The sequence below is a fragment of the Roseovarius sp. SCSIO 43702 genome (assembly GCF_019599045.1).
Classification (GTDB): domain Bacteria; phylum Pseudomonadota; class Alphaproteobacteria; order Rhodobacterales; family Rhodobacteraceae; genus Roseovarius.
Map to the genome: position 1 here is coordinate 486994 of NZ_CP080623.1, position 13991 is coordinate 500984.

The 13991-nt window shown below is 68.8% G+C and carries 13 protein-coding genes; 9 read left to right on the plus strand and 4 right to left on the minus strand.

From position 1 onward, the window contains the following. Positions 1-52: 52 nt before the first annotated feature. The 9 genes from K1T73_RS02195 to K1T73_RS02235 all read left to right on the plus strand — a co-directional run bounded on the left by K1T73_RS02195 (position 53) and on the right by K1T73_RS02235 (position 9805). Positions 53-979 carry a branched-chain amino acid ABC transporter permease gene (locus K1T73_RS02195; RefSeq protein WP_220602370.1) on the plus strand — a complete coding sequence of 309 codons (927 nt, stop codon included), beginning with the start codon at positions 53-55 and terminating at the stop codon, positions 977-979. Further along, positions 976-1920 carry a branched-chain amino acid ABC transporter permease gene (locus K1T73_RS02200; protein WP_220602371.1) on the plus strand — a complete coding sequence of 315 codons (945 nt, stop codon included), beginning with the start codon at positions 976-978 and terminating at the stop codon, positions 1918-1920. The genes K1T73_RS02195 and K1T73_RS02200 overlap by 4 nt, the downstream gene beginning before the upstream one ends. Beyond that, complete coding sequence (locus tag K1T73_RS02205; protein ID WP_220602372.1) at positions 1917-2624, plus strand: ABC transporter ATP-binding protein; 708 nt, start codon at positions 1917-1919, stop codon at positions 2622-2624. The genes K1T73_RS02200 and K1T73_RS02205 overlap by 4 nt, the downstream gene beginning before the upstream one ends. 4 nt (positions 2625-2628) lie before the next feature. Continuing rightward, positions 2629-3324 (plus strand): ABC transporter ATP-binding protein, encoded by a 696-nt coding sequence (locus K1T73_RS02210; RefSeq protein ID WP_220602373.1) that lies wholly within the window; start codon positions 2629-2631, stop codon positions 3322-3324. 109 nt (positions 3325-3433) lie between these two features. Then, positions 3434-4279 carry a xanthine dehydrogenase family protein subunit M gene (locus tag K1T73_RS02215; protein ID WP_259400418.1) on the plus strand — a complete coding sequence of 282 codons (846 nt, stop codon included), beginning with the start codon at positions 3434-3436 and terminating at the stop codon, positions 4277-4279. Beyond that, positions 4276-6963: a molybdopterin cofactor-binding domain-containing protein gene (locus K1T73_RS02220; protein ID WP_220602375.1), complete on the plus strand. Its 2688-nt coding sequence runs from the start codon at positions 4276-4278 to the stop codon at positions 6961-6963. The genes K1T73_RS02215 and K1T73_RS02220 overlap by 4 nt, the downstream gene beginning before the upstream one ends. Continuing rightward, on the plus strand, positions 6956-8401 hold the full coding sequence (locus tag K1T73_RS02225; protein ID WP_220602376.1) for a 6-hydroxynicotinate reductase: 1446 nt from the start codon (positions 6956-6958) through the stop codon (positions 8399-8401). Before K1T73_RS02220 ends, K1T73_RS02225 begins: the two co-directional genes overlap by 8 nt. Beyond that, a complete protein-coding gene (locus K1T73_RS02230; RefSeq protein WP_220602377.1) occupies positions 8398-9231 on the plus strand; it encodes a UPF0280 family protein in 834 nt (277 codons plus the stop codon). The genes K1T73_RS02225 and K1T73_RS02230 overlap by 4 nt, the downstream gene beginning before the upstream one ends. After that, positions 9224-9805 carry an amino acid synthesis family protein gene (locus K1T73_RS02235; protein ID WP_220602378.1) on the plus strand — a complete coding sequence of 194 codons (582 nt, stop codon included), beginning with the start codon at positions 9224-9226 and terminating at the stop codon, positions 9803-9805. Before K1T73_RS02230 ends, K1T73_RS02235 begins: the two co-directional genes overlap by 8 nt. Positions 9806-9911: 106 nt before the next feature. On the opposite strand, the gene K1T73_RS02240 is transcribed toward K1T73_RS02235, so the two are convergent. The 4 genes from K1T73_RS02240 to K1T73_RS02255 form a co-directional block, all read right to left on the minus strand. Then, positions 9912-10781 carry a DMT family transporter gene (locus tag K1T73_RS02240; RefSeq protein WP_220602379.1) on the minus strand — a complete coding sequence of 290 codons (870 nt, stop codon included), beginning with the start codon at positions 10779-10781 and terminating at the stop codon, positions 9912-9914. 62 nt (positions 10782-10843) lie between these two features. Then, positions 10844-11938: a histidine kinase dimerization/phosphoacceptor domain -containing protein gene (locus K1T73_RS02245; protein ID WP_220602380.1), complete on the minus strand. Its 1095-nt coding sequence runs from the start codon at positions 11936-11938 to the stop codon at positions 10844-10846. Positions 11939-12071: 133 nt separating this feature from the next. Then, positions 12072-12359: an HU family DNA-binding protein gene (locus tag K1T73_RS02250; protein WP_220602381.1), complete on the minus strand. Its 288-nt coding sequence runs from the start codon at positions 12357-12359 to the stop codon at positions 12072-12074. A gap of 129 nt (positions 12360-12488) precedes the next feature. Continuing rightward, positions 12489-13973, minus strand: coding sequence for an AMP nucleosidase (locus K1T73_RS02255; protein WP_220602382.1), 1485 nt, complete (start codon positions 13971-13973; stop codon positions 12489-12491). Positions 13974-13991 lie beyond the last annotated feature (18 nt).

Sequence of the window (13991 nt, forward strand, 5' to 3'; positions counted from 1 at the left end):
CGACACCCGGCGATGCGGCCGCGCAAGACCCCCGACAGGTAAGCGAGACGCGATGGATCTTGGCCCCTATCTCCTGCTGGCGACGCTCGAAGGCTCGGTCACCGCGGCGGTACTCGCGCTCACGGCGGTGGGGCTGAGCCTCGTCTTCGGCGTGATGCGGGTCGTCAACATCGCGCATGGCGAGTTCTTCATGCTGGGCGCCGTGATCGCCTGGGTGCTGACCCAGTGGATCGCGGCCCATCCGGCCATCGGCTTCGCGGTGGCGCTCCTGGTGGCGCCGGTGCTGGTGGGGGCGATCGCGGTGGCGGCGGACGTGACCATCCTCAAGCGGCTCGATTACGACCCCGAGCGGACCATCGTGGCCACGATCGGCCTGCTCTACATCATCCAGCAGGTCACGCTCATGACCTACGGTCCCGAGGCGCGGCCGGTCGAGCCGCCGTTCAACAGCCGCCTCGCGATCCCGTGGGTCCAGTGGGGCGAGGACGGCCTTGCGATGTATTGGCCCTGGGGGCTCAGCACGACGAGCTACAAGCTTGCCGTGATCGGTGCCGCGGCCGCGATCCTGTGCGGTGTCTGGGCGATGATGACACGGACGCGCGTCGGCCTCGTCATGCGCGCGACGCAGGCGGACCGGGACATGGCGCTCGCTTTCGGCATCCCGGTCGAGCGGGTCTACGCGATGGTCTTCGGCATCGGCGCGGGGCTTGCCGCGATGGCCGCCGTGCTGATCGTGCCCATCCAGCAGGCGCATTACCTGATGGGCGCCGATCCGCTTCTGCTGAGCTTCATCGTCGTGATCATCGGCGGCCTCGGAAGCCTGCCGGGCACGGTGGTCGCGGCGATCCTCATCGGGCTCTCGGACGGAATCATCTCGGTCTTCTTCTCGCCCACGCTGGCCAAGATCCTCGCCACGCTTCTCGTGGGCCTCGTCCTCGTCTTCCGGCCCCAGGGCCTTTTCGGGACGCGCGGCGCATGAGCGTGACGGGACGGTCGTGGGCGCTGCACCTGGGGCTGCTGGCGGTGCTTTTCGCGCTGCAGTTCGTGCTGCCCGCCTATCACCACGGAAACCTTGCGCGGATCATGGTGCTGGCGTCCTACGCGATCGGCTACAACATCCTGTTCGGCTATACCGGGCTTCTGAGCCTCGGACATGCGCTCTTCTTCGCGGCGGGCATGTATGGCATGGGGCTCGGCGTCACCCATGCCGGCCTTTCGCCGGCCATGGCCCTGCTGGCGGGCGTCGTGGCGGGCGCGGCGGTGTCCTTCCTGCTGGCGCTCCTCGCGCTCAGGACATCGGGCGTGGCCTTCATGATCGTCACGCTCATGTTCGCGCAGGCGGGCTATCTCGCCATCCTCTATTTCGGCACCTGGACGCGGGGGGACGAGGGGTTCATCATCGCGTCCGCCGACCGCATCCTGTGGGGACTGGACCTGAGCGATCCCACGAACCGCTATTTCGCCGCGTTCGCCCTTTTCGCGGTCTGCCTCGTCATCTCGCTCAGGCTCGTGCGGCGACCTTTCGGGCGCACGCTCATCGCGATCCGCGAGAACGAGGAACGGGTGCGGATGCTGGGCTACGACACCTACGCGCACAAGCTCGGGGCGATGGTGATCTCGGGCACGATCTCGGCGGCGGCGGGTGCGGCCTACGGCATTCTCTTCGGCTATGTCGGTGCCAGTTTCGCGGCGGTCCCGCACTCGATCCTGCCCCTGCTCTACGTGCTTCTCGGGGGTGCGGGCACGATCCTCGGGCCCTTCGTCGGCGCGCTGTTCATGTTCTACCTGATCGACCTCGCCTCGGGGATCACCACGGCGCACATGCTGATCGCCGGCGTGGCGCTCGTCCTGCTGACGCTCTTCGCGCCGCAGGGCCTGATGGGCGAATTGCGCCGCCGCCTGTGGCGAGGGCTGCCATGAGCATTCTCGCCGCGGAGGGTCTGACCAAGCGGTTCGGCGGCCTCACGGCGGTCGAGGACGTGAGCTTCGAGGTGCCGCGCGGCGAGGTGCGCGCGCTCATCGGGCCCAACGGTGCGGGCAAGACCACCCTCGTCGGCATGATCTCGGGCCGGATCGAGCCCAGCGCCGGCCGCGTCACCTTCGACGGGCGCGACATCACGCGGCTCCCGGCGCACAAGCGGATCATGGCGGGCATGGCCTACACGTTCCAGATCACCTCGGTCTTCACCGGCCTTTCGGTGCGCGAGAACGTGGCGCTGGCCGCGCGCCGGCACCTGCGCCACGACGAGACGGCGCAGGCCGTGGAGAACGCGCTGGCGCGGGTGGGCCTCGCCGACCGGATCGACCAGGAAGCAGGCGATCTGAGCTATGGGCACCAGCGCCTTCTCGAGATCGCGATGGGCCTCGTGCAGCGCCCGCGCCTCTTGATCCTCGATGAACCGACGCAGGGCCTTTCGGATGGCGAGATCGAGGGGTTCAAGGCGCTTGTGCGCGAGCTGGCGGGCGACACCACCATCCTGCTCATCGAGCACAACATGAGCGTCGTGATGGAGGTGGCCGACCGCGTGACGGTGCTCAATTTCGGAGAAGTCCTCGCCCATGGCACGCCGGACGAGATCCACCACAACGCGGACGTGCAGGCCGCCTACCTGGGAACGGGGTGACGCGATGCTGAGGCTCGAGGAGGTCAATGCCGGATACGGACGCGCGCAGGTGCTGCGCGACCTCTCGCTCGACGTTCAGGCGGGCGAGATCGTCTGCCTTCTGGGCCGCAACGGGGCGGGCAAGACCACGACGATGAAGACGATCATGGGGCTTCTGCCGCTCATGTCCGGGCGCGTCCTGCTTGGCGGCGAGGAGTTGAGCGCGCTGCCCGCGCACGAGGTGCCGAAGCGCGGCATCGGCTACATCCCGCAGGGGCGGCGGCTTTTCACCGGGCTCACCGTCGCACAGAATCTCGAGATCGGGCTTGCAGCGCGGCGTAGCGGGCCGGAGGTGCGCGACGAGGTGCTGGGCCTTTTCCCGCGCCTGCGCGAGCGCCTGAACCAGCGCGCCGAGACGCTTTCGGGCGGCGAGCAGCAGATGCTCGCGACGGCGCGGGCGCTCTGCCTGCAGCCCCGCGCCCTGTTGCTCGACGAGCCCACCGAAGGGTTGCAGCCGTCGATGATCGAGGCGATCCGCCAGGTGATCGTGCGGATGCGCGACCAGGGCGTCGCGATCCTCCTGGTCGAACAGCGGGTCGATGCCGTCCTTTCGGTCGCCGATCGCGTGGCCTTCATCGAAAACGGCCGCAACGGCGAGGTGATGGCGGCGGATGTGCTTCGCGCCGATCATTCCATCGTCGACCGCTACGTGGGGGTCTGAGCGTGGAAGGCGGGCCTTCGCGCCGAGACCAACACGCCCATCCCGCGTTGACAGGACGGGGTGGCCGGGCGCAGGCTTGTGGCGTGACCGGTCGGGGAGGTGTGATCGGGTGTATCTGAGGCCCAAGACGCTGGACGAGGCGCTGCGCCACCTGGGCGAGACCGGCGCGCGCGTGGCGGCGGGCTGCACCGATCTCTTCCCCGCGGCGCCGGATCGGCGCACGCTCGAAGGTCCGCTCCTTGATGTCACCGCCATCGACGGCATGAAGGGGATCGCCCGCGAGGGCGAGACGTGGCGCATCGGCGGCGCGACGACATGGCGCGAGATCATCGCCGCGCCCCTGCCGCCCGGTTTCACCATGTTGAAGGAGGCGGCGCGGGAGGTCGGCTCGACCCAGATACAGGCCGCGGGAACCATCGCGGGCAATCTCTGCAACGCCTCGCCCGCCGCCGACGGGGTGCCATGCCTCATGGCGCTCGACGCGTCGGTGCGGCTGCAGTCGCTGCGCGGGGAACGTGTCCTGTCCCTGGCCGAGTTCCTGACCGGCCCGCGCCGGACCGCGCTGCAATCCGGCGAATTGCTCGTCTCGGTCGACGTGCCGGCGAAGGGGATCGAGGGACGTTCGCGGTTTCTCAAGCTCGGGGCACGACGCTACCTGGTGATCTCGATCGCCATGGTCGCCGCGCGGCTGGTGATCGAGGAGGGGCGCATCGCGCGCGCGGCCCTCGCCGTGGGAGCGTGCAGCGCGGTGGCGCGGCGACTGCCCGAGGTCGAGGCGGCGCTGGCCGGGCATCCCGTGGATCGCCCGCCCGGGATCGACGCCGGTGCGGTGGCCCGCGCGCTGGCCCCCATCGACGACATCCGTGCGGACGCGGCCTATCGCAACGAGGCGGCGGCCGAGCTTCTGAGGCGCGCGGTGTCGGACCTGCTTTCGGGGCAAGGAGCCGTGGCATGAACCGGCAGGGAGGTGCGATATCCTTCACGCTGAACGGCACCGCGCGCACCTCGCTCGCGGCCCCCGCGCGCCGCCTGTCCGAGGTGCTGCGCGACGAGATGGGCGTGCGTGGCACCAAGGTGGGGTGCGACGCGGGCGATTGCGGTGCCTGCACCGTGCTTCTGGACGGGACACCGGTCTGTGCCTGCCTGACACCCGTGGCGCAGGTGGCGGGGCGCAGCGTTCGCACCGTCGAGGATCTGCGCGACCACCCGCTGCAACGTGCCTTCCTGCGCCACGGCGCCGCGCAATGCGGCATCTGCACGCCGGGGATGCTCATGGCCGCGGTCGACCTGTTGGAGCGGACCGCGACGCCCACCCGCGGCGAGGTCGAGGAGGCGCTGGGCGGCGTTCTCTGCCGCTGCACCGGCTATGCCAAGATCATCGACGCGGTGATGGACGTGGGCGGCGATGGAACCGCACCACGCCCCGAGGCGGGCGCGGCCGTGGGCGCTGGGATAGAGCGGCTGGACGGGCTGCCGAAGGTCGAGGGAACCGAGATCTACGGTGCGGACCACGTGCCCGAGGGCGCGCTTCTTGTCCGCGCGGTGCGCGCACCGGATGCGCCGATGGCCTTTTCATTCGGGGATATGGCGGCCTATGGCGCGCGCCACGGCATACACGTCTTCACCGCCGCCGACATACCGGGCGAGAACCGCTTCGGCGTCATCCCCCCTTTCGCCGATCAACCGGCCCTGGCCGAACGGCACGCGCGGCTGCGCGGAGAGGCCGTCGCGCTCGTCGCCGGGCCGCCGGAGGTGATCGAGGCGCTGGACCTCGCGGAGTTTCCCGTGACGTGGGAGACGCTGCCTGACCGGCCAGTGCACGAAAGCCGCCCCGACGATGTGCTCATTACCGGCCGCGTGGTGCGGGGCGAGGCCGAGACCGCGCTGGGCATGTCGGCCCACGTGGTCGAAGGCAGCATGGAGACGCCCTATATCGAGCACGCCTATATCGAGCCGGAGGCGGGTGCCGCGTGGATGGACGGTGAATGCCTCGTCATCCAGGCCTGCACGCAGGCGCCCGTGATGGACCGGGACGACACCGCGAAGGTTCTGGGCCTGCCGCCCGAGCGCGTGCGCATCATTCCCGCGGCGGCGGGCGGGGGCTTCGGGTCCAAGCTCGACCTGTCGCTGCAACCGCTCATCGGGCTCGTGACACTGAGAACCGGCCAGCCGGCGCGCATGGTCTACACGCGCGGCGAATCCATGGCCTCGACCACCAAGCGGCATCCCGCGCGGATGACCGCGCGGATCGGCGCGGATGCCGAGGGGCGGTTGACCGGCATGGTCTTCGATGGCGATTTCAATACGGGTGCGTATGCAAGCTGGGGGCCGACCGTCGCGGGCCGGGTGCCGGTGCACGCGTCCGGCCCCTACTACATGCCCGCCTACAGGGCCCACGCCCGCGCCATCCACACGCATCAGGCCAGTTCCGGCGCGTTCCGCGGCTTCGGCGTGCCGCAGGCCGCGATCATGCAGGAGACGCTCTTCGACACGCTGGCGGAGCGGTTGGGGATGGACCGGCTGGCCTTTCGGCGGCTCAACGCCTTGACCGACGGGCAGGAAACGCCCTGCGGGCAGGAATTGCGGGGCGTCGGCATCGCCGCCTGCCTCGACGCGCTCGAGGTCCCGTGGCAGGCGGCGCTGACCCGCGCCGAGGCTGCCAACCGCGCGCCGGGGCCATTGCGCCACGGGGTCGGTGTCGCGTCCTGCTGGTACGGGTGCGGCAACACGGCACTGCCGAACCCTTCGACCGTGCGGCTGGGCCTCACCGGGGAGGGGGAGTTGATCCTCCACCAGGGCGCGACGGATATCGGGCAGGGCTCGAATACCGTCATCACCCAGATCTGCGCCGACGCGCTGGGATTGCCGGTGTCGCAGTTCCGACTTATCGGTCCCGACACCGCCCGAACGCCGGACTGCGGCAAGACCTCGGCCTCGCGCCAGACCTACGTGACCGGGAAGGCGGCGATGCTGGCGGGTCAGGCGCTCCGCGCGGCGATCCTCAAGCGTGCCAACATGGGCGACGGGGCGACCATGTCGCTCGACGGCGCGGTCCTGACCCTGACCGAGAATGGCCGGACGCAGCGCATCGCGTTGACGGACCTGCCCCGGGACGCGCATGGCTATGTCCTGCGCGGTGAAGAGACCTACGATCCGCCCACCACGCCGCTCGACGAAGACGGGCAGGGGGTGCCTTATGCCGTCTACGGCTACGGCGCGCAGGTGGCCGAGGTGGCGGTCGATACCGCGCTCGGCACGACGCGCGTCACCCGGATGACCGCCGCGCATGACCTCGGTCGCGTCATCAACCCGGTGCTGGCCGAGGGGCAGGTGCAGGGCGGCATCGCGCAGGGGCTTGGCCTTGCGCTCATGGAGGAATTCATTCCCGGCCGCACCGAGAACCTGCATGACTACCTCATCCCCACCACCGGCGACATGCCGGAGATCGAGACGATCTTCGTCGAGGTGCCCGACCCGGAGGGGCCGATGGGCGCGAAGGGGCTGGGCGAACATGTGCTGATCCCTACCGCGCCCGCCATCCTCAACGCGATCCGCCACGCGACCGGCGCGCTGGTGACGCGGCTGCCGGCCCTGCCGCACCGCGTCCTCGCCGCCATGCGGGAGGCGCGTGATGGCTGATCGACGCGAACGCGAGGAGAAGATCCGCTGCGATGCCTGCCCGGTCATGTGCTACATCGCCGACGGCAAGGTCGGCGCCTGCGACCGCTACGGCAATGTCGGTGGCCAGATCGTGCGGTGCGACCCGATCACCATACTTGACCGTAGGGTCGAGGCCGGGGGCGAGGTGCGGCCCTTTCTCGCCTCCGACTGGGACGGGACGCTTTCGGGCGATGACGTGTTCGTCTCGGGCGTGGGCGCCGGCACCACCTATCCCGATTACAAGCCCGCCCCCTTCATCGTCAGCCGCGAGATCGCGGGCGTCGATACCGTGACGGTCGTGACCGAGGCGATCTTTTCCTATTGCGGGGTCAAGGTGAAGATCGACACCGATCGCCACCTGGGCGAGGAGGCCGCGACCGTCCGCGCCGAGGGTGAGCCTGTGGGTCATGTCACGACGTCGGAATACGGCTCGCGGATGCTGTCGCTCGGCGGGGTCGAACATCTCACGGGCGGCACCAAGCCCGAGGGCCGCGTCACCTGTGACGCGCTCTTGCGGCTCTGCCAGGGCGATGCGGTGGAACTCACCATCGACGGCGGCGCCACCGTGATCGTGCAGGCCGGCCACGCCCCCATCGTGGACGGCACGCGCGAGGAGCGGATGCGTGTCGGGTGTGGTTCTGCCACGATCGGGATGTTCGCCTCGCAATGGCTGGGCCACGTGGACGAGGTGGTCGTCGTGGACGATCACATCACCGGCGTGGTGAGCGAACACCAGGCGGGCAAGGTCCTCGGCTGGCCCGACACCGGGATCCGCATCAAGGGGCGGCGATCCACGCCGGGGCGCTATTTCCAGGTGGCCGAGCCGGGGCTTGGCTGGGGCGGAACGGACATAGACGATCCGCTCTCGATCCTGAACCCGTGGCTCGAGAAGAAGGGCGCCCGGCCGGGCCTCACGCTTCTCATGGTCTCGACCACCGGCGAACATGCGGCCTATTTCGTGCTGGATGACGGCCTCGTGCCGCAACCCGCGCCGATGCCCGAGGTGCTGCAAGCCTCGGTCGATCTCATCGCCCAGAACTGCGAACCGGCGCTCTGCACGGTGATGTTCCAGGCGGGTGCGGGCGGCTCGCTTCGCTCGGGCGTGACGAAGAACCCCGTGCTGCTCACCCGCTCGGTGCAGTCGGGCGAGACGCGCGTCACCTGTGGCGGGGCCGAGGTTTTCGTCTGGCCGGGCGGAGGGATCACGCTGATGGTGGACGTGACGACGATGCCCGACGGCTCCTTCGGCTACGTGCCCACGCCCGCGCTGGTCGCGCCGCTGGAGTTCACCTTGCCGCGCGACGCCTACCGGCGGCTCGGTGGCCATGACGACGCGGTGCGCAGCGTGGCGGACGTGGTCGAGAAAGGCGGCGAATACGGCAGCGACATGCGCGTCGTGAAGGATCGCAAGCCATGAGCAGCGCGCAGGTCTCGTGGCTTCCCGATGGCCGGCTCCACCTGCATCACGGGCCCATCGACATGATCGTGGGCATCGAGGGACCGGGACGGCGCACCGGGTTCGAGCGTGCGGCGGCGCGGTTCCGCACTCTCCTGCAAGAGCTGGTGGACGAGCTGCCACGCCTGCGCGCGTCTCGCGGCCCCGTGCCCTCAGGCACGACCGCCCGCGCCATGCACCGTGCCGTCGCGCCCTTCGCCAACCGCTTCGTCACGCCGATGGCCGCGGTCGCGGGGGCCGGGGCCGAGACGATCCTCGCGGCGATCACGGCCGGGGACGGGATCGACAAGGCCCATGTGAACAATGGCGGCGACATCGCCTTTCACCTCGCGCCCGGCACGACGATGCGCGTCGCCATGGCGGGAGGGCGCATCGAGATCGGACACGCCGACCGGGTGCGCGGCATCGCCACATCCGGCTGGCGCGGGCGCAGCCACTCGCTCGGCATCGCGGACGCCGTGACCGTGCTGGCCCGAAGCGCGGCAGAGGCCGACGCCGCCGCCACGCTCATCGCGAACGCGGTGGACCTGCCCGGCCACCCTGCCATCACCCGCTGCCCCGCGCGTGACATCGCGCCCGAAAGCGATCTGGATCACCACCCCGTCACGCGCCATGTGGGCCTCCTGACCAAGGCCGAGATCGCCGAGGCCCTCGACCGTGGCGCGCGCTTTGCCGATGTGGCCCTCGCGCGCGGGCTCATCCACGCCGCCGCCCTGACCCTTCGGGGCGAGACACGGATCCGCGGCACGCTCCCCCTGACATCGCAACAACCGGATCTGACCCATGCCTGATTTCACCCTGCGCAAGACCATGACATTCATCGAGGATATCCATCACGACGGCGGCCCCGCTCCAGATACGCCCCGGCGCCGCGCCGCCATCGCGGCGCTCGTGGCGAACCCGTTCGCCGGACGCTACGAGGAGGAATTGCAATCGGCGATGGACGACCTGAAGCCATTGGGCCTCATGATGACCGACGCCCTGATCGAAGCGATGGGCGGCATCGAGGGGATCGACGGCTATGGCAAGGCCGCCATGTGCGGCGAGCGGGGTGAGCTCGAGCATACCGCGCTGTGGCACGTGCCGGGCGGCTATGCCATGCGCGCGCGGTTGGGCGCGGCGAAGGCCATCGTGCCCTCGGCCATGAAACAGGGCGGGCCGGGCACCACGCTTGACGTGCCGCTGGGCCATATCAACGCGGCCTATGTCCGCAGCCATTTCGACGCCATGGAAGTGAGCCTGCCCGACGGCCCGCGCGCCGACGAACTGCTTTTCGTGCTCGCCATGAGCCGGGGCGGACGCATTCACGAGCGCATGGGCGGCCTGTCGGTGGACGAGGTGAGGGGCGAGGACGGGTTGCGGTAGGGGCGGGTGACACCCGCGCGCGCCCGCGCCCCGGACTTGATCCGGGGCCTCCGCCTTCGATGACCCGAGACCCCGGCTCGAAGGCCGGACCGCCGTCCGGGTTCGCTCAGACCTTTCGCTGCCGCGACACCTGCACCGCGAGGATCCCCGCCATGATCACCGCCACGCCCAGCAGGTCCACGACGCCCAGCGCCTCCCCGAGGATCAGTGCCGCGATGGCGACGCCGAGAAACGGGTTGAGAAAGTGGAACGTCGCCGCCCGCGTGGCACCGATCCGTTCGACCAGCAGGAACCACACGAAGGTCGCCGCGAGGCCGGGAACCAGCGTCGTGTAGACAAACGCCACGATCAACTCCCACGTCCAGTCGATCACGAGATCCTCGGTCCCGAGCGCCACCAGCGTGAGCGCGGCGCTGCCCACGAGCATCTGCAACCCCACCACCATCAGGTGATTGCCCCCCGACGTGGCTCCGCGCACCATCAGCGTTGCGACCGTCAGCGCGATCACGCCACCCACGCAGAGCATCAGGCCGAAGGGATCGACCCCGCCCGACAGGCGGCTTCCCATGATGATCGCCACGCCAGCGATCCCCGCCGCCAGGCCGGCCAGCGCCAGCGGCGTGATCTTCTCTCCCAGGAACAGCCACAGCGACAGCGCCACCAGCAGCGGCATGGTCGAGGCGATGATCGCGGCAAGCGACGCCTCGATGGTCTGCATGGCGACGAAGTTGAGCCCGAGATAGAGCGCGTTCTGGCAGATGCCGAAGACGATCGTCGCCCGCCACTGCGCGGGCGTGAGCCGCCATGTCTGTCCCAGCATCCGCGCGATCAGCACGCCCAGAAGTCCCGAGATCAGGAACCTGAGCGCCAGCGCGCTCAGCGGCGGGGCATGGGCCACGATGACCCGCGCCGAGGTGAAGGCCGAGGACCACATGACCGCGAAGGCCACACCCATGATGATCGCACGTATGTCCAACGCATCGCCCTCCGCCGTTTCCGGCAAGCCATGGCACAGCGGCGGCGCGTTGAAAAGCGCGCTTATCCGGCCGGAAAGCGCAGCGTCATGCGACTGCCCGCGCCGGTCAGCTCCTTGTGGAGCGTCGCGCCGAGCGATTGGGCCGCGGCGTCGACGATGTCGAAGCCGATGCCGGTCGGCCTGCTCTCGTCCGCGGGCGCGGCGCCGGACCCCACGCCGTCATCCTCGCAGCGAAGCTCCACCTGCTGTTTCCCGGCGCGCAGGAACCGGAACTGCACGGTGCCGCCCCGCTCGTCGGGGAACCCGTGCTTGATGCTGTTGGCGGCGAATTCCGTCATCACCACCGCGACGGGCGTGGCGAGGTTGGCGTCGAGCATGATCGCCTCGGTCTCGACGGAAACCGTCACATGGGGAGGTGCGCTGCGCTGAATAAGCTGGCCGATGCGCGGCAGATACGCGTTCATGGCGATGCGGTCATGCGTGACTGCGGTCTGCAACTCGCCATGCAGGGCCGCGACCGCCTCGACCCGGCGCTCGACGGCGGCCAGCGCCTCGCGCGCGCGATCGTCCTCGATCTTCCGGGCATGAAGACGCACGACCGCGCCGATCGTCTGGAGCGAGTTCTTGACCCTGTGGTCGATCTCGGCGCGCAGCGTGTCCGCCGACTTCAGGGCCAGCCGGAGGTCGAGCTCACGCATCACCTGCCGCGCCAGGACCCGCAGCGCGTCGCGCTGAAGCTCGGTCAGGGTGCGCGGCTCGTAATCCAGCACGCACAGCGTCCCGATGGGCAGGCCGTTGCCCGCCACCAGCCGCGCCCCCGCATAGAAGCGCAGCCCCGGATCGTTCAGGCAGAGCGGATTGTCGGCCATGCGTGGGTCGGACAGCGTGTCGGAGATCTCGACGAAATCGTCCTGGAGGATCACATGCGAACAGATCGAGGTTTCGAGCGGCGTCTCGCGCACGCCGAGGCCCACCTCGGCCTTGAACCACTGACGCTCGGCGTCGATCAGGTTGATGACCGAAATCGGCGCCTCGCAGATCCGCGAGACGAGCGAGACGATATCGTCGAAATCCTTCTCGCGTGGGGTGTCGAGGATCTCGTAACCGCGCAGGGTTTCGAGCCTCGCATCCTGCTTGGGGTGCGTTGGGGCGCGCATGTTCGTGGTCCAGACCTCCAGAGGACGCCGGTCGTGTCAACCGGCACCGCTGCTACATCTATACCGGGTGGTGCCGGAAAGAAAGAAGCCGTCCCGTCGGGACGGCTTCGAAACTCTGGACCGGGTCAGAGGATCACTCGTTCACGCTGTCTTTCAGCGCCTTGGCGATCGTCATCTTGACCACCTTGTCGGCGTCCTTCTTGATCTGCTCGCCGGTGGCGGGGTTGCGGACCATGCGCTCGGGGCGCTCGCGGCAATAGATCTTGCCGACGCCCGGCAGCGTCACGGCGCCACCCTGCGAGACTTCGCGGGTGATCACGGCGCAGATGGCGTCGAGCGCGGCTGCGGCGGATTTCTTGTCACTGCCCATTTCTTCGGCAAGCGCCGCGGAAAGCTGGGATTTGGTCATCGGTTTTGCCATTTAATGGTCTCCTTCAACTGCCCGGTGATTTGGGCCTCATGGGCGCAATCTAACTCTATCTTGTGGGCAAGCACAACGAATAGTGGTCGGTTTGCGGTTATTTTGCAGGCATTCTGGCGATTTTGCGCCTCAAAGGAAGGCTGTTTCGGCGAATGAGCGCAATTTTCGGCTGTGAATCCGCTCCAGCGGCATGTTCCGCAGGCTCTCCATGGCGCGAATCCCGATCATCAGATGCCGCGCCACCTGCGTCTTGTAGAAGTCCGAGGCCATGCCGGGAAGCTTCAATTCGCCATGCAGCGGCTTGTCGGACACGCACAGAAGCGTGCCGTATGGCACACGGAACCGGTATCCGTTCGCGGCGATGGTGGCACTTTCCATGTCGAGCGCGATGGCGCGGCTCTGGCTCAGGCGCTGCACGGGGCCGGACTGGTCGCGCAGCTCCCAGTTGCGGTTGTCGAAGCTCGCCACCGTGCCGGTGCGCATGATCCGCTTCAGGTCATATCCCTCGAGGCGGGTTTCCGCCGCCACGGCGTTCTCGAGCGCGATCTGGATCTCGGCCAGCGCCGGGATCGGCACCCAGGAGGGCAGGTCGGGGTCGAGCACGCCATCCTCGCGCATGTAGGCGTGGGCCAGCACGAAATCCCCCAGCGATTGCGAGTTCCGCAGCCCCGCGCAATGGCCGACCATGATCCAGGCATGCGGGCGCAGCACGGCGATATGGTCGGTGGCCGTCTTGGCGTTCGACGGCCCCACCCCGATATTGACCAGCGTGATCCCCGACCGATCCGCGCGCTTCAGGTGATAGGTGGGCATCTGCGGCATCTTCTCGGGCCGCGGGCAGGGGGCGCGGGCGTCGGTGATCTCGAGATTGCCGGTACTGACGAAACTGTCATAGCCGCTTTCCGGGTCGGCCAGCATCGCGCGGGCGAAGGCCTCGAACTCCTCGACATAGAACTGGTAGTTGGTGAAGAGAACGTGGTTCTGGAAATGCGACGGATCGGTCGCCGTGTAATGCGTGAGCCGCGCGAGCGAATAATCGACCCGTTGCGCCGTGAAAGGCGCGAGCGGAAGCGTGCCGTCCGGCGCGGGAAGATGCGTGCCGTTGACGATATCGTCATTCGTGGTGGCGAGATTCGGCACGTCGAAGAGGTCGCGCAGCGTGAAGGGCGCCGCCCCCTGGTGCGGCACGGTCAGCTCCGCGTCCTCGGCCACCGCGAAATGCACGGGCATCGGCGTGTCCGACGGGCCGATCGTGACCGGCACGCCATGATTGCACATGAGCAGGTCGATCTGCTGCTCGAGATAGTCGCGGAAGAGATCGGGGCGCGTGACGGTCGTGGCATAGACCCCCGGCGCCGCGACGTAACCGAAGCTGAGGCGGGTATCTATCTTGGCATGGCTCGCCGTCGCGATGCGGATCTCGGGATAATAGGCGCGTATCCGTCCCGTGGGCACCTGGCCGGCCAGCGCCCCGGTGAACTCGGCCCGAAGGAACGTCACCGCCTCGTCATAGAGTTCGACCAACCTGTCCACCGCCGCCACCGGATCGTCGAACGCCCGCGGCCCCCCCGCATCGGGTGACTGGATGCGGAACGCGGTTCGGGGGTGGGTCATGTCATGGCCTACGCGTGG